This window comes from Lactococcus petauri (assembly GCF_002154895.1).
GTDB classification, from domain to species: Bacteria; Bacillota; Bacilli; order Lactobacillales; family Streptococcaceae; genus Lactococcus; species Lactococcus petauri.
On sequence record NZ_MUIZ01000003.1, the window covers coordinates 46,777 to 63,663 of the forward strand.

General features: G+C 39.9%; 15 protein-coding genes and 1 tRNA gene. 2 read left to right on the forward strand and 14 right to left on the reverse strand.

The genetic code is table 11. The annotated features are described in order from the left end of the window. Positions 1-16: 16 nt before the first annotated feature. The 8 genes from BZZ03_RS05255 to ligA all read right to left on the reverse strand — a co-directional run bounded on the left by BZZ03_RS05255 (position 17) and on the right by ligA (position 8,239). A complete protein-coding gene (locus BZZ03_RS05255; protein ID WP_086582716.1) occupies positions 17-268 on the reverse strand; it encodes a hypothetical protein in 252 nt (83 codons plus the stop codon). After that, the gene (locus BZZ03_RS05260; protein WP_019292899.1) at positions 258-650 is read right to left on the reverse strand and encodes an RDD family protein; all 393 of its coding nucleotides are present in this window, start codon (positions 648-650) and stop codon (positions 258-260) included. The genes BZZ03_RS05255 and BZZ03_RS05260 overlap by 11 nt, the downstream gene beginning before the upstream one ends. A gap of 114 nt (positions 651-764) precedes the next feature. After that, positions 765-1,748 (reverse strand): LacI family DNA-binding transcriptional regulator, encoded by a 984-nt coding sequence (locus BZZ03_RS05265; RefSeq protein WP_061413721.1) that lies wholly within the window; start codon positions 1,746-1,748, stop codon positions 765-767. Positions 1,749-1,885: 137 nt separating this feature from the next. Next, on the reverse strand, positions 1,886-3,022 hold the full coding sequence (locus BZZ03_RS05270) for an ABC transporter ATP-binding protein (protein ID WP_086582717.1): 1,137 nt from the start codon (positions 3,020-3,022) through the stop codon (positions 1,886-1,888). Between the two features lie 182 nt (positions 3,023-3,204). Beyond that, positions 3,205-4,983 (reverse strand): hypothetical protein, encoded by a 1,779-nt coding sequence (locus BZZ03_RS05275; RefSeq protein ID WP_086582718.1) that lies wholly within the window; start codon positions 4,981-4,983, stop codon positions 3,205-3,207. A 15-nt stretch (positions 4,984-4,998) separates the two neighbouring features. Continuing rightward, on the reverse strand, positions 4,999-5,175 hold the full coding sequence (locus tag BZZ03_RS11985; RefSeq protein ID WP_158092868.1) for a hypothetical protein: 177 nt from the start codon (positions 5,173-5,175) through the stop codon (positions 4,999-5,001). 95 nt (positions 5,176-5,270) lie between these two features. After that, positions 5,271-6,275: a diacylglycerol kinase gene (locus tag BZZ03_RS05280; protein ID WP_019292903.1), complete on the reverse strand. Its 1,005-nt coding sequence runs from the start codon at positions 6,273-6,275 to the stop codon at positions 5,271-5,273. Next, a complete protein-coding gene (gene ligA / locus BZZ03_RS05285) occupies positions 6,272-8,239 on the reverse strand; it encodes an NAD-dependent DNA ligase LigA (protein ID WP_086582719.1) in 1,968 nt (655 codons plus the stop codon). Before ligA ends, BZZ03_RS05280 begins: the two co-directional genes overlap by 4 nt. A gap of 103 nt (positions 8,240-8,342) precedes the next feature. Here ligA and BZZ03_RS05290 point away from each other — a divergent pair, with 103 nt between their 5' ends. Both BZZ03_RS05290 and BZZ03_RS05295 read left to right on the forward strand, forming a co-directional pair. Then, positions 8,343-9,464, forward strand: a complete 1,122-nt coding sequence (locus BZZ03_RS05290; RefSeq protein WP_086582720.1) for a PASTA domain-containing protein — start codon at positions 8,343-8,345, stop codon at positions 9,462-9,464. Beyond that, positions 9,464-11,605 (forward strand): transglycosylase domain-containing protein, encoded by a 2,142-nt coding sequence (locus BZZ03_RS05295; protein WP_086582721.1) that lies wholly within the window; start codon positions 9,464-9,466, stop codon positions 11,603-11,605. The genes BZZ03_RS05290 and BZZ03_RS05295 overlap by 1 nt, the downstream gene beginning before the upstream one ends. Before the next feature lie 42 nt (positions 11,606-11,647). On the opposite strand, the gene BZZ03_RS05300 is transcribed toward BZZ03_RS05295, so the two are convergent. The 6 genes from BZZ03_RS05300 to BZZ03_RS05325 form a co-directional block, all read right to left on the reverse strand. After that, on the reverse strand, positions 11,648-13,393 hold the full coding sequence (locus tag BZZ03_RS05300; RefSeq protein ID WP_086582722.1) for an ABC transporter ATP-binding protein: 1,746 nt from the start codon (positions 13,391-13,393) through the stop codon (positions 11,648-11,650). 357 nt (positions 13,394-13,750) lie between these two features. After that, positions 13,751-14,416 carry a CHAP domain-containing protein gene (locus tag BZZ03_RS05305; protein WP_233128959.1) on the reverse strand — a complete coding sequence of 222 codons (666 nt, stop codon included), beginning with the start codon at positions 14,414-14,416 and terminating at the stop codon, positions 13,751-13,753. A gap of 12 nt (positions 14,417-14,428) precedes the next feature. After that, positions 14,429-15,646 (reverse strand): phage tail tip lysozyme, encoded by a 1,218-nt coding sequence (locus BZZ03_RS05310; RefSeq protein WP_086582723.1) that lies wholly within the window; start codon positions 15,644-15,646, stop codon positions 14,429-14,431. A 287-nt stretch (positions 15,647-15,933) separates the two neighbouring features. Then, a tRNA-Cys gene (locus BZZ03_RS05315) sits at positions 15,934-16,004 on the reverse strand. A gap of 141 nt (positions 16,005-16,145) precedes the next feature. Then, on the reverse strand, positions 16,146-16,478 hold the full coding sequence (locus BZZ03_RS05320; RefSeq protein WP_019293871.1) for a PTS lactose/cellobiose transporter subunit IIA: 333 nt from the start codon (positions 16,476-16,478) through the stop codon (positions 16,146-16,148). A gap of 34 nt (positions 16,479-16,512) precedes the next feature. Continuing rightward, positions 16,513-16,833, reverse strand: a complete 321-nt coding sequence (locus BZZ03_RS05325) for a PTS sugar transporter subunit IIB (RefSeq protein WP_086582724.1) — start codon at positions 16,831-16,833, stop codon at positions 16,513-16,515. Positions 16,834-16,887: the final 54 nt, after the last annotated feature.

Sequence of the window (16,887 nt, forward strand, 5' to 3'; positions counted from 1 at the left end):
GTTTTAGTTAAAAAAATTATTTATCAAAATAGTGTTGGTTTCTGAAAATAAGTACGACTGCTCCTAAAAGGATGATACCTAAAATCAAGATAAGAGGAATATGCCATACCGGACTCGTTATTAAAAACGCAATCGTATAAAGTATATAAGCTCTTAAATAGTATTTCGGATCATAATTTTCACGATAATACCATGCAATAGCATAGCTTACCAATACTGTCATGACCAAGGGTGAAAGTAAAGACCAAGTGGATAAGTTATCTACCATCTATAATTACCTTTCCTTTCCCGAGCCAGTCGTGCAAAAATTGACCTCTTAAACCATAGGTGACAAGACTCACACCAATAAAGAACCAACCAGCGAGTGGTATTAAATATAAAATCTTAATTCCCTCCCTTTGTGCGACATCTGCTAAATTTTTTGAAAAAGCTTCTACACGTAGCTTGGCAAAATATTTACCAATGGTTTTGCCCTCAAAACTCGCCACTGCTAGAGCATTGTAAGCAATGAAGAGAAAAGCTGCTATAAGTTGATTAAAACTCCCCAGCCTTGGAAATAAGCTACTGCTTATCAGTAAGACTGGCAAATAAACAACGATGAGGTCAATCATACTGGCTAAAAGACGTTGAATCATTAGTAAGAATTTCATTTCAATCTCCTAAAACGTTTTAGCTAGTTATAGTATAATGTAATCGTTATCATTTGTCAAGTGCTTCTGATGTTTTTTTTACTTTTATTTTATATCACAAAAAAAGTGCACTCACTAAAATCGTGCACTTTCTCTCACAATAATTTCATATGGAATCAGTCGTTTTCGTACACGTCCTTCTTCTATCTGCTCAATCACATCCGAAACGGCATTTTTTGTAATTTCACTAATATTCTGTCTTACCGTACTTAAAGTTGGGGTAATGTATGAGGCCAAAGTGATGTCATCAAAACCCACAACAGCAATCTCATTTATCATCTGGCGTTGAATTAATGCTTTAATAATCCCGATTGCCATCAAATCACTGGCTGCATAAATAGCGTCAAATTGTGCCACATCAGGATATTCCCGAATTAAATCAAATGCTTTTTGTTCTTGATAATCAGCATAAAGAACATGTGGCTCACATTGCCCTAAGCCTTTTCGATATCCGGCTTCACGTGTTTGCGAAACGACGGCTTCTTTAGAGCCATTTACAAAAAGAATCTTCTTATAGCCCGCATGAATTAAGCGCTCTGTCACTTCAATCGAAGCCCCATAGTTATCGACAGCTACCGATCCGATATTCAAATCATCCAGGGCCAGATCGATTCCTACGATTGGCAAGGGCAAGCCCGACAATTCTTCATAATAAGGATCTGATGTCCGTAAGCCTTGGATGATGATTCCTGAAAGATCATATTCTCGAGCCAGCTGCAAGAGCGACTTTTTTTCCTGCTTTTTACGGTCTGTTGGAATAAACATAAATTCATAATCGGTTTGGTCAACACTATCAATGACTCCACCTAATATTTCGAGAGGCATCGCAACACCCCGTGTTACATTTATTTCATTCAAAACGAGGGCAATGATTTTCTTTTTTTTGGTGGATAAGTGTCGCGCTGCACTATTAGGGGTGTACTCTAGTTTCTCAGCCGCAGCAAAAACTTTTTTCTGAGTTTCTTCACTAATATCTTCGTAGCCATTAAAGACACGAGAAACAGCACTAATGGACACACCTGCAGCTTTTGCCACATCTTTAATAGTTATTTTTTTCATCTTTCTCCTCGTACAAACTGTTTTCATCATAGCATTTTTCATACGTACTATCAAGAACTAAAACGTTTTTTTATTTGACAAGAAAAATGCCTATCTCTAGGCATTCTAAGCTTTTACTTCTTGTAAATAAATTTGATTTAACCTTCCTTAATACGTACTTCGGTATTTTTATCAAAGAAATGTGCTTTATTAAGATTAAGTGTGACAGTGATTTTTTCGCCAGGCTGACGGAAGTCTCTTGCTTCTACACGTGACACGAGTTCTGCATCTCCTGCCTTCAGATAGAGCATCGTTTCAGCTCCCAAAAGTTCTGAGACAGTGACTTCAGCTTCAATTTGTGCTTCAGGATAAGCTTCTTCTGCAAGAATTGAGGCTGAGATATCTTCTGGACGTATCCCCATGATGACTTCTTTTGAAGAATAACCTTTTTCTTTAAGAAGCTTGTGTTGGCCTTCTGGAAGTGTTAAGCTGATGCCTTCACCGATGAGTTTGTTGCCTTCAATTTTGAGATTTAAGAAGTTCATCGCTGGGCTCCCGATGAAGCCCGCAACGAATTTTGTCGCTGGTTCATTATAAAGTTCTTGAGGTGTGCCGATCTGCTCAATGCGTCCAACAGTACCTGATTTGTCCGCGTTCGGTGTTGAACTCATAATGACAATACGATCTGCGAGGGTCATCGCTTCAGTTTGGTCGTGAGTGACATAAATGGTTGTAGCTCCAATGCGACGGTGAATTTTAGCGATTTCTGTACGCATAGAAACACGAAGCTTAGCATCCAAGTTTGACAAAGGCTCATCCATAAGGAAAACTTTAGCATCACGAACAATGGCACGTCCCATAGCTACACGTTGACGTTGTCCACCAGACATATCGGCAGGTTTACGATCAAGTAGATCAGTCAGTCCAAGAATCTTCGCTGCATTTTCTACACGTTGCTTGATATCATCTTTTTTATGCTTACGCAGTTTAAGTCCAAAAGCCATATTGTCAAAAACCGTCATATGAGGATATAGGGCATAGTTTTGGAAAACCATGGCTATATCACGATCTTTAGGTGCAACGTCATTCATCAGTTTACCATCGATAGTAAATTCGCCTTCTGTAATATCTTCTAGACCTGCAATCATGCGCAAAGTTGTTGATTTCCCACAACCTGATGGTCCAACAAAGACGATAAATTCTTTATCTTTGACATCTAAATTAAAATCTTCCACCGAGTATTGTGTGGCATTCGGATATTTTTTATAAACCTTGTCTAATTTAAGTGTTGTCATTGCTTCTCCTTTATCTTGCTGTATTTAAGCTATCTTTATTCTAATGCAAACGCTTCCTTTAGACAATATCTAAGATGCACAAAAAAACTGTACATGATGTACAGTTTTAATTTTTATTTCCTATATTTCCTAATAAACAGTGGCGTTATTCACAGTACTCACATCTCACTCAAACGATTGTTCTACCTTGGTCCTTCCATAGTACGTCCGCTAACGATAAGAGCTGGACGTACACCCCCATTCACCCCTCCTTGGTGTCGTGGACCGACCATAAAGGCACCTGGTGTACCACGCATATCATTATCTATACCCCAAGCTTGTCCTCCCGCTGCAGGTGTCCGTGTAAGCCACCATTCGTTATCACCAGCCATACGGCTTTGGAAAGTTGTGAAAGGCATGGGAATGCGAAACTCGCCAACTCCTATACCCTCTCCTGAAAAGTAAATCACATCCGCCATAGACAAGGCAAAGGCTTGTGGTGTACCCTGTGCACTCGGACGAGTCAGATCATTGGCTACGGCTGGCCAATCACTCTCTAGGTTAGTAGGAATCCAACCTTCATCATCGCCCCAGTCAAGTTCCTCTTCACTCACACCCGGTACAGCATCTCGTGCGGGTATAGCGACTGGTCGAACGCGCTCTTTAAAGTCATCATTGAGTCCCGCATACCAATTTGTTAATGCTGTAGGTTGGTCATTCCAGGAAACACCTTTGATTGTGCGCGTACGGATAATCATGTGAGCATGAATGGCTTGATTTTCTCCTACTATCTCTCCAATGTTTCTAAGATACATGAATTGTTCTCCAGCTGTTGTGAAGCGCTGACCGCTCCGAACTCCTCTATCGAGGAACACACCAACCATAAAGTCAGGCAAGTCTGTATTCATATTATCAAATGTGGTCATTCTGACCAGTTCAAGGAAGTCTCCTAATGCTCCATCAAACCCATCATGTCGTGGTTCATTCGAAAAACGTGAAATATCATGACTTTGCTCCAAATCTCTAGGTCTAGGATCTCCTCCCTCACTGTCGTGCAAATTTCCAGATGCATCAATCAACTCACTCTTGACATGAACCCCATAATAATACGACCCTTGGATATTATCAGCTGCTTCTGTCATGTGGGAAGCATCCAAAAGATAAGAGGTAGCTTCGCCTTCTTGGAGGGCAATGGCATAGTAAGCCCAGCCGTCCGCTTCATCCATAACCCAGAAATTGCCAATCAAATCTTGACCATCAGACAACCCATTCTGATAAGCTTCCCAACGTTGGTTCCACTGGTAGAGAGTTATTGGTGCTTGGTCTTGATAGAGGTTTTGCGCTGTGGTGCGTTCAATGGTCTGACCCGGCCATTGACCATTGTTGGTATAGCGTTGGCCTTGAGACCAGAAATTAGCCTCACCAGTTCCGGCATGTGTCGCTCTAGAATTTTCTAAGCCAAAGCTCAGGTCACGGGCATGTCCTGCGGCTGCAGCGATATCACTATCGTATTGGGTATTAAAGGTTGGCAAGTACCAAGGTGGACTGACGTTACCATGTTCATAGCCAAAGGTCAAGTTGGAGTAGGCATTAAAGGTAGCTGAGAGGTTATTGCCTAGATTTCTACGCTGTGAAACATTGCCTACCTCTGGGATATAAGTTGTCCATGTACTCAAGTCTCCACGCTCTCCCGGTGTCACTTGATCCCAATCGTTACTTCCGCGTTCTTGAATCTCCATGAACTCAGAAAGTTGAAGTCTGACAAGGATAGGTTTTCGGCCAAAGTTTTCGACAAAGACATCTTTATTTTCATCGCCATCGAAGTAATCGTGTACACGTCCGCCAACAACAGCACGGTTTTCGACTTCACGGTCATTGATGGCTTGTTGGTTAAAGGCTGTGAAGGCAAAGGTACCTCCGATTAAGCCTAAGAGTGCTAAAAGTGCGATATTGCGCAGTTTGCGTTTCTTTTCTGGGCTCATCTGTGGCTCACCCCCTTAAGACATGGGAAACTTAGAGCACAGAAGATACTGCTCTGCTCTGCTCTGCTCTGCTCTGCTCTGCTCTGCTAAAGGATTATAAAACATAAGCGCTCCTTCTTCAAGTTTTTTTGTTAACTTCAAGTAATTTATTTTACATTTATTTAACTCCATTGTAATATTTTTCTTATTCATTTCAAAGTAATATCCACATTATAAAAATACCTCTATTGGCTGTTATCCAATAGAGGTATTTTTATGATTTTAGAACTTTAGAGATGTTCTAGCATTTATTTTACTTCTTCTTTGAGTTGTTCCGCTTCCTCAGCAAATTTCTGAGCAACGGCTTCGAGATCTTCTTCTTCCTCATCTCCCAAATAATGGTCATTATTGATTTCATCAAGGTTGACAAAAATTTCGATGTGCCCATGGAGATTTCTGAAAGTTACTGGTGCATCGCCTCCATACTCGCCATCCACATTAATCATCATTTTTTTATCTGTGAGGGGCTCGACTTTGATTTGGCTTGATTTTAGGTATTCAATATTGACATCATCCACGTGACTGCCTTTAATCACCATGGAAATCAAAGCCAGTAACTCGAATAAATTATCTGTCTTCACCAAGATAAGAGTAAACAGACCGTCATCTAGTTTGGCATCTGGTGCGATTTTTTCAAATCCTCCAACAGAGTTGGTTAAGGCCGCAAAAAACATGGAAATCTCACCTTCAAACACGCCATCATCATGCGTAACCTTGACTTTGCGTTTACGAATTTGGGGCAGTAAATCAACACCTTTGGCAAGATAAGCCAAGTAGCCAAAAGCTGTTTTCAAACGGCTTGGTACACTATAAGTCAGCTCTGTTAAACTTCCGCCAGCAGCAATATTGATAAAATACTCAGCATCATTCACTTGACCCACATCAATATTCAAGGTCTGATTTTTACCAATCATTTCAACAGCTGCTAAGGGCTTATTGCGTGGGATTTTAAGTGCACGCGCAAAATCATTAGTTGTCCCTGTGGGGATAATGGCTAACTTCGGCCTTTTATCAAATGGAGACATTCCACTTACTATTTCGTTGATAGTGCCATCACCGCCAGCTGCTACAATCAGGTCAAAACCTGCTTCAGTAGCACGTGCAGCTTCTTTTTGGGCAGACTGTGGTTCTGGTGTTGTCTGAAAAGCAGAGGCTTCATAGCCGAAACTTTCTAACTTATCCAAAATATCCGCGACATTTTTTTTAATGATTTCTTGCCCACTACTTGGGTTGTAAATCAATCTTGCTTTCATAATTTCAGCAACTCCTCTTCTGACCAAACTTCAATGCCCAAATCCTGTGCTTTAGCCAGTTTTGACCCAGCATCTGCTCCAGCTATAACTAAATCTGTCTTTTTAGAAACTGAACCTGAGACATTTGCACCTAAAGCTTCTAATTTTTCTTTTGCCTCTGTTCGTGTCATAGCTGTTAATTTCCCTGTTAAAACAACGGTTTTCCCTGACAACACACTGTCTGTCTTGGGCTTAAGACCAAGATAGTCGAAGTTGACTCCCGCTTCTGCCAATTCTTGAAGCAAGACTTGCGCACCTTCTGTGGCAAAGTAGCTGGTTACAGCTTTGGCAATAACTGAACCTAAGCTTGGAATTTCAGCAATTTCTTCTAAGCTTGCTTGCGACAAGGTACGAAGATTACCAAAACGCTCCATTAATAATTTGGCAGCTTTCGATCCTACATGGCGAATACCCAAGCCAAAAAGGAGCTTTTCTGCGGAGTTTTCTTTTGAGGCTTCAATGGCATTTAATAACTTGGTTGCTGACTTTTCTTGAATTTTATCCAGTGCCACTAATTCGTCAAGCTGCAACTTATAGATATCTGCCACATCTTTGATTAAGTTATTTTTGAAAAGTTGCGTAACTATCGATTGCCCCAAACCAGAAATATTCATTGCACCACGACTGGCAAAGTGAATAAGTTTTTCACGATTTTGTGCTGGACAAAGCGGATTGATACAGCGTAAGGCTACTTCATCTTCGAAATGCAAAAGTTCAGATGAACATTCCGGACAATATTGAGGGATTGCCATTTCTACAGAATCCGCTGGACGTTTCTCAAACAAAACACGTTGAACTGCTGGAATGATATCCCCTGCCTTATAGATCATGACTTTGTCTTTAAGACGGATATCCTTCTCCTTAATGTAGTCAACATTATGCAGTGTGGCGCGTGATACTGTCGTCTGCGCTAAGGTCACAGGAACCATATTCGCTGTTGGTGTAACGACCCCTGTACGCCCTACTGTCCAATCCACAGACAGGATTTCCGTTTCTGCCAGCTCAGCTGGAAATTTATAAGCGATGGCCCACCGTGGAGCCTTGACTGTAAAGCCTAACTCTTCTTGTTCAGCTAGATTATTAACTTTGATGACAACACCATCAATATCATAGTCTAAGTCATCCCGAAGAGAAGCCACGCGCTCAATGAAGGCCCAGACTTCATCAATATTTCGCGCAAAAACACGTTCTTTGTTGACGACAAGTCCAAGCTTTTCTAAGTACTCCAAAACTTCTTCTTGAGTGTCATTTGTCGCAGGACTCGCTTCTTGATAAAGGAAGGTTGCCAAGCCACGCTTGGTCACCTCTTTCGTATCTAACTGTCGTAAAGTTCCGGCTGCTGCATTACGCGGGTTGGCAAAGGAAGGTTTACCTTCAAGTTCGCGTTCCTTATTGAGTTTGACGAAATTTTTGCGTGGCAAATAAGCTTCACCTCGCACCACAATGTCAATAGGTTCTTTTAATACCAGTGGGACGTCTTTGATGCGTTTAACATTTTCTGTAATGTTTTCCCCTACACTGCCATCTCCACGTGTCGCAGCTACGACAAGTTTACCTGCTGTATATTTAAGAGAAAGTGAGAGACCATCAATTTTTAACTCACAAATGTATTCAGGCTTTGGAATGACTTTACGTACACGTTCATCAAAGTCTTCCAGCTCTTCACGTGAAAAAGCATCTGCTAGGCTGTAGAGATTGTATTCATGAGTATATTTTTCAAATCCTGATAGCACAACATCGCCCGTACGATGGGTCGGTGAATCAGCGCGTATCAAATGTGGGTTATCGTGTTCTAGAGTTTCTAACTCACGATAAAGGCGATCATACTCCGCATCTTCAACCGAGGGCATATCCAAGGTATAGTATTCGTGAGCGTACTTATTTAATAACTCCGTTAAATCTTTGATCTTTGACTCGATATTCATACTAATAATTTTATCATATTTTTCGGTTTCCTCGGAGTAAGAAAGTTGTTATAATGGAGAAGTTCAATAGCTTATGTTAAGCTTAATTTTTATGAGGTTTTTAATGAAGAAAGAGATTTTTAATAAAATTGTGATGATACTGGCGGTCTTGCTCGGTATCATCATCATAACAGCTGGTATTATTGGTCGACAGATACTTTTTCGTGATTATCCTGTTTTCCAGTCAATGTCCCAAAAAGAGATTGTCGAAACAACGAATATCCTACCTGAGGATAACGACTATATTAAAAAATTAAAAAATAATGCGCTTGACGTTTACCTAAGTAATGCTTCCAGTGAACTCGCGGAAAAGTTAGAGGAGAACGAAAAACGCGTCAACAGTATTGTCAATGGCGAACTTCCCGAACAACAGTTTTCACAAAATCAGGACGAATTACAACAAGCGCTGGGCGCAAGTGATGAGCAAATGACGCAACTTGCTCAAACTTATGAGAATGCCCGCCTTAATCGTTCCATTGATCAGCTCCAAGCAGAAACAAAAACTTTAAAAGCTGAGCAGTTGCCTCAGTTTATTCAAGATGCAAACCAATTGGCACAACAGACTGAGAAGAGCATTCAATCTTATATTGAAGATAATAATGCTGTTTCTAAATCGACGATTTCTGCTTCGGTTCAAGCCCTCAATGATGCAAACTCTCTCCTTAGTAACTTTACACAGTTTGTAAACTATACCAATAATTACACAGCTATCACACAACTTCAATTTGATAAAATTTCTACCAATAATTCACTCATGGCAGACTTTCTCCCTGTATTTAACAAGGTAAATGCTTATCTCAGCCAGAAGGAAACCGTAGAAGCTCGTATCAAAGAATTAACAGATTTCCAACAAAAAGTCGAAAAATCAGAACAGTTAAAAAGTTCAAGCATAGAAATGCCTAATCTCAAAGGTCAAACACTTGCGGCCATAAGAAAACAAGCAGGCATCGATTATAAAATTGAAGTGGAGCCAAACTATGAGGACAAAGATACAGCGATTGTAACTCAACAAAAACCTGATTCTTCTCAGTATACTCGTATTCTAAAAGGTCAAACAATTACGGTTCAAACACAGAAAAAAGTTGAAGAAAAGAAAGCTTCTTCTGATTCTGCCAAAAAAGACAAAGAAAAAACAGAAGCCTCCAAAAAAGAGGACACTAAAGATAAAAAGAAAGGAGATGAATAATGGCTAAAAAAATAATTCTCCGCACCCTTGCCGTTCTTTTTCTACTCTTCTTGTTTGTAGGCGCTGTTGGTGCTGTTGGTGCTGTCTATCTCCTGGATAAAGAATCACACCAGGCACATACGATCGAGCTTAAGCCTTCCCCACAAGCCATCTCCCAATCCTTTACTATTACGGATATTAATGGGGAAGCACTTCAGGATTCCTCAAATATCTATAAGTACATTCCAGCACAGCTCTCAGGCAAAGATAAAAATATTCCTGAACTATACACAAAAGCTTTAGTCGCAGTTGAGGATAGTGACTTCTATTCCCGTAAAACTAAAGGTTATTCTATCAAAGGGGTAACTAATGCCGTCTTATCAGAAGTACTTACGAAATTACATCTCGCAAACGGTGCACGTGGTGGCTCAACCCTTGATCAACAATTAGCAAAAAATCTTGCGCATGGTGGTTTTACTGCCGATAAATCATTGTCCCGAAAAATCGTCGAATTGATTGATGCGCATAGCCTTGCTGAACGCTATTCTCGCGAAGAAATTCTCACCAGTTATCTCGACACCTTGCGTTTGACACCTGAAACCATTGGCCCTGGTGCTGCTTGGAACAACCTTTTCTCTACACCGATGATTACCTCAGAGAAAACACCACTCTATATTGCTCAAATTGCTTATTTAGCGGGGCTGGGTCAAGCACCTTCAACCTATGTTCAAGATTTTGAAGGCGCAGGGAAGCAACGCGCCTTGACTGTTCTTTCGGTGATGAAGTCCAACAAAATTATCTCTGACCAAGAATACAAAGACAGCGCTGAAGCTGTGAAAAAAGAACTCGCACTTAAGCCAAGTTATACACAAGGCATCCCCCATGCTTATCAAGCCTATATTGCACAAGTACAAAAAGAGCTTGGCCAGATTGCTTTACCAAGAAACGCTAAGGTTGTTGTCAAAACATATGCTACGAAAGCACACTTGGATTATCTAGAGAGCGTTGCAAATCATACCGCACCTGATGTCTCAAATATTCCACGTAATAATCTGCCAGAAGGTACTTTAACTGCAATATCTGTGGTTGATACCCAAACAGGTCATATCTTAGCTTTAAATACAAATTCGGACAATCCACAATTGCCAATTTCCTCTGGCCGTTCTTCAGGTTCAACGATTAAACCATTACTCGATTATGCGCCCGCACTTGAATATGGCTATATCAATGAAAACAGTACCTTGAATGGTAATGCTACAACTTACGCTGATGGCACACCGCTGATGAATTACGGTGGGAATAATTATGGCCCTGTTCCTGTCGGTTTTGCCCTTGGTAACTCTTTGAACTCTGCAGCCCTGCAAACCTTTAACATGACCAATAATGAGCAAAAAAACAGTATTATGCAGCCACTTGGTATTGCTTCTGTCAAATATGACCAAGAATCCATGTCTATTGACTATAATTTGTCTCCTTTACAGTCTGCATCTGCATATTCTGCGATTGGTAATGATGGCGTTCGCGTTACCCCTACTGCTGTGGCTTCTGTCACGGTAAATGGTCAAGAACTGCCACTTACTCAGCCTGAATCACAACGCGCCATGAGTTCTTCAACAGCTCGCTCGCTTGTTAATCTCATGCAAAATGTTACACAGCCCAATGGTTCCGAGCCTTTAGCTGCTCAGCCACAATGGCCGAATGCTTTCGCCACTAAGTCCGGGCTCTCTAATTTCCCCGATACTGCTACAGAACCGGCCCGTAGTCAAGGTGCTCCTGATGCTTGGATGGCTGCTACCTCTACAGGTGTTTCAACCGCTGTATGGGTTGGAAGCCCAGATATGAGTGGGAAATATTATGTGCCAGCTGCGCCTATTGAACAAGAAAACAATATGCGTGTCTATCTTTTGAACAACACCATCAGATATATGAATCAAGGCAGAAATGTGCCGCCATTTAGTTACTCAGGCACAGCGATGTCCCATGAACCTCTCTTACCAGAGCTGCCCCAGCTTACTGAGCCACCAACGACCCAAGCTATCCAGCAAGCTAAAGTCTTTGATGCTGTTGCTCCAAGTGTTACTCCCGGTTTAGAAGAATTTTATCAAATGCACCGTCAAGACAAGCTCTTAGATGCTGACTCCGTATATGGTGCTAAGAACTAAGTTCTTTATAATAAAAAAGCTGCTTGCAAGCAGCTTTTTTATTTATGATGCAACGGTCAGTTGTTCTTGAACATACTGTGCATAAAGTGGGTGTGATTTTACAAGATTACTGTGTTTACCTGCTCCTGTAATTGCTCCCTTTTCAATAAAGTAAATGTTATCTGCATCAACAATTGTGGATAAACGATGAGCAATAACTAATGTTGTTCTACCTTTCATCAGGCTATCCAAAGCTTTTTGAACCATTGCTTCTGACTCTGAATCTAGACTAGCTGTGGCTTCATCGAGCATGAGAATTTTCGGATTGCGCAAGAAGGCACGTGCAATAGCTAAACGCTGACGTTGCCCACCTGATATCTTCACTCCACGTTCCCCTACTTGTGTGTCCAATTGGTCGGGCATATTTTCGACAAAACCGCGTGCAAAGGCTAAGTCTAGCACTTCCCATAATTGTGCATCACTGTATGTACCGTCTAAACCATAAGTCAAGTTGTCACGAATTGTTCCTGCCATAATCGCTGAATCTTGTGAAACAAACCCAATTTGGCTACGCCAATCTTTGAGGGCTAAGTTTTCAATATCATGATTCCCCATTGTTAGTTTTCCTCCTGTTGGTTTGTAGAAGCGTTCCAAAATAGAGAAAATAGTTGATTTTCCGCCCCCAGAAGGACCTGCAAAGGCAACAATAGTATTTGGTTTCGCTTCGAAAGTAATATTTTTCAATATTTCTTCAGAGTCATCATATGAAAAACTAATATTTTCTGCACGTAAAACTTGGCCTTCAATATCTAGGTTTTCTCCAAGACTTAACTGCTCTTGTTCTTCTTCTAAAACTTCATTCAGACGGGCTGTGGCTCCTGAGGCTTTAGAACTTGCGGTAAAGAAAAGTGCTAGAGTAGGAACAGAACCAATCATGTTCATAAGATACATCAAGAAGCTCATCAAAGTGGCCATCGTCATTGCTCCTACGGCAACACGATGAATTCCATAAAGCAGCAATCCAAAGATTGTTGACATCATTAACAACATCATAATTGGTTGCATGGAACCATCAAAAATTGCTTCACGAAGCCCGATTTTATAAAGCTTATTGATGTTTTTTTCAGCTGAATGTGTCGCTTGTACCTCCGCATTGGAAGACTTGACCAAACGAATTTCGCTAAGCACTTCACTGGCTGTGCCAGAAAACCCTGCAAGAGCATCTTGACGCTGGATTCCAAATTTTCGGCCAAAAGTGGCCAAGGGCATAATAATCAATGTCGCAATAGGAACAGCTATCACCATTGCTACAGTCATCTGCCAATCCATACGAAACATCATAAAAATTGAACCCACAAGAAGCAAAAGGCTTGTTAAGGTTTGAGGTACAGTATTAGCTAAAAGATCTTTCACTTGTGTTGTATCGTTGACCAAGCGGCTTCCAATTTCTCCTGTTTTGACTTCATCAAAGTACTTTACAGGTAGGTGAACCATCTTATTCCACACTGTTAAACGTAATCTTTTTACTACATTTTCTCCAAAAAATCCAAGCACTGAGGCGCCAATTGCACCAAGTAAGGCCGAAAGGATGTAAACCAGAACTACATTTCCTAAAAGACCATAATCAATCCCTTGTGCAAATCCTGAAATAAGCGGCTGTATCATTTGAGGTACAATGAGCTGTAGTACCGCTCCCACAATCCCTGACAACATCCCAATGGCAAAATAGGAGTATTTTGGTTTACTCTTGGCAATGAGTTTCAAAAAATCCTTACTTTTTATTTTATTGGCTTTTATTTCTTTTTCCATTTTTATCTCCTTTAATTACTTAGTTTTTATTTTAACCAAACTAACAAAATCGATTATAAAACTTTTAATTAGTTTTGTCAACAATAAAACTAATTATTTTGGGATAAATAAACACAGACCATTGTAAATATTAAGATAAAGCCTTTCAATCTAAATGACCAGTATGATTGATGTTTTAGCTACAGTAAGTATTAAAATGGTAACTATTAGAATTTCTACTCCAGTAAGTCTAGTTATTTACTTAATATAAACTGTTTCAATGGCTTTATCCTTTAAATAAAAAAACGCCGTCATTTCTGACAGCTTTAAATAAAAAATATGTTATGAATAAATGAAAGCTACTAATAGCTAAAGTGATTATCCGACAGGTTTCACTTTATTATTTTGATATACAAGTAGTGAGTATTTATACTCTTGAACAATTTCATCTTCATACATGACATGAGTTTTTACACCCATTTCTTCGTAAGCTTTACGCATACGAGCTGTACCGATGTGGCGAACTGTAATACCATCTGTAATAAAATAAGATGGTTTATAATTTCCTTGTGCAACTGTTTTAATAATGAACATATCAATTTCTCCTTCTTCTGGTTGTGGATCTGGATTTGGAGTAGAATCTCCTAATCGTAATCCGTATGCAAACGACAAGCCATAGTAATCTGACCACGCAAAACTGTCACGTGTTACGTATTGTCGCCCGTTAATGTTTTGTTGAACGAGTGTTGGGTGTGTAGGCTCTTCGATGATTGCAACGTGACCGTAACCTCCATCTGAAAAGACAACAATATCTCCTCGTTGGAGTTGGCTACGATTTGTAATACGTTGAACTTTTACTCCTGCATTTTGCAAAGCAGCAATATTACTTGCACTCCCTGTATCAATAGCGTTACCGCCCATATGAACACCATATGCAGTTTGAACAACATAGACAATCAAGTCCATACATTGACCACCGTACATGCCATCCATATCTACAGTTTGACCAAGCTTCGCTGATGCTAATGCCAATAAGTCTGCCATTTCCTACCTCCTTTATTTAACAATAATCGTATCTTTAGGAAACTCTTTATATAATTCAGTGCTGTACATATTATCTATTCGAAGATTAAGTTTACCAAATTCATCTTTGTAATTTTTAAGTGCACGCTCGGTCTTAACCCATCTACATTGTACCCCATTAGATACATACCAATTATTCGTGTCAACTGTATAGATTAAATACATTTCAATTTCTCCTTCATCTGTTTCTGATTCACCGGCTTTGCGCCATACTTCATAGTACTTAAAACTGTTGCTACTTAAATATGTACTATTAATTGGTAAATCTTGTATTGCTGTATTAGCTTGACCATTAGTATAATAGCAAGTCGAGGTAATAATTTTGCCACCTCCAGTAATTACACCTGTATGGCCTCCTGCGCCTCCTGATTCTGCCATTGAATTTCCAGCAGATAGTAGAATAATATCTTCATCCTGCATTTGATTCAGATTAGAACCTGACATATTTCCTGTTAGAATTCTCGTATAGCCACATTTTGAGAGATAACCACCTAAGGTTACGGTATTATAAACATAATCATAAGCAACTCCTGTCGCTTCTTTAAGGGCTATAACAATACTACCTGAACAGTCTGCTGTTCCATCTGTACCAATACGAGAGCCTGTCATGGAGTAGGTAATTTGATTACGATGTGTATTGAACCAATCAACTACTTTTCTACGATTACTTGGAGTTGAACCTTGGAAAAGGTTATACCAATAACGTGCCTGTGTACCTCGAGCAGGTTGATTTGGATTTAACGGCCGTTCATAATATCGAATAAAAATATCCGCCAATGTTTCAGGAGATGCCGTACTCTTAGTAAATTGTGCAAAAGTCATACTTGGGTGATAAAACTGTTGATTGTTTGCAACTTCCCACTCAATACGCTTGCATTGAGAGAAAACATCTTGATAAGCTAAACCATTTGATTTTGCCCAGTCAATATATTTTGTCGCTGGTGTCCATTGAACAAGCCCATAACCACCATTCATATTACCAACTCTATCACTTTCCCAGCGATCGGCAATAATACCGCTCTCACTCTGCATATTACCTAGGAGAGCAGATACTGACTGTTTTGTCCATCCGCGTGACGTAAGATAGTCCCAGATTTGTTTTGCTGTTTCTTGTTGTCCCAGTTTATTTTCCTCCTTTTTTTTATACAATTCTAATAAACCCGTCGACTTACCGATTGTTCTACCTAACATACAGCTGCATTTTTTAGGAATGACTTCAAGTTGGAATCGAACCAACCGTCTCTTATAGACTTGCCATTTTGAAGCCTGATTTAATTATATGACCGAATTTTCATTTATTCCAGGTTGGAAAACCGACCTCTATAAAGCTAATTTTTCTGCTTGAAGATGGCGACCAAGTTTTGCTTTATTGCCGATCACATTTATAATTGTAAGCCCTAATTTTAAATTGTTTCAGGTAAAAACAAAAAAAAACTGCTGAATTCAGCAGTTTTTTATATTATACAATCTATTGCGAAAGGCGGCAGACGGATTTGAACCGACGATCAAGCTTTTGCAGAGCCATGCCTTACCACTTGGCTATGCCGCCACAACATTAATCATTATATCGAAATTTAAGGATAAAAGCAAGAACTTTTACAGCTTCTCAAATTTCACCCCTCAAGGGTTAAGAAAAAGCCCTAAGCAATTTCTCTTAGAACTTTTCTTTTTTCTCAAAGTGTTATCGATATCAATTTGCCGCTTTTTCTAAAGCTTGAATACGTTTTTCCTGGCTAATAATTTCTGTAGCCAAATCTTTGAAGGTAATTGCGTTCATCAGATGGTCTTGCGCATGTACCATATAGAGATCGATTTCTGTATGAATACCTTGTGCTTCTTTTGTCAGCATATCTGTTTGAACATCATGGGCTTGGAGCAACTCTTGGTTCGACTCCTGAAGTGATTTTTCTGCTGCTTCAAAATCTCCTTCTTTTGCTTGTTGGATTGCTTGAAAGGCTAAACCTTTGGCATTTCCACCATGCATGATGATTCCCATCACAATTTCCATTCTTTCTTCGTTCATTACATCCCCTTTTATTTCGTCGTCTTGAGTTCTTTTACTTCATTAAAACTTCTGCTGCTTCAAGGACTTTATCGCCACGCATCATACCATAGTCTTGCATTTTTATCACATCCATTGGTACATCAGCAGCTTGTGCTTTCTTTTGTACCTCTGCCTTCATGAAGCCTACTTGAGGTCCTAAGAGAAGGACATCAGGTTTAGGGGTAGCAGCAAGCATGTTATCGATGTCTGCTGTTGATTTTGCGAAAATTTCGTAATCCAATCCTTTATCTGCTGCTGCTTTTTGCATTTTAGAAACTAAAAGTGATGTTGACATGCCTGCTGCGCAAGCTAAAGCGATTATTTTATCAGCCATAATTATTTTTCCTTCTTTTCTTTTTATAGTCTTAAGTATACCGCTTTCATTGAT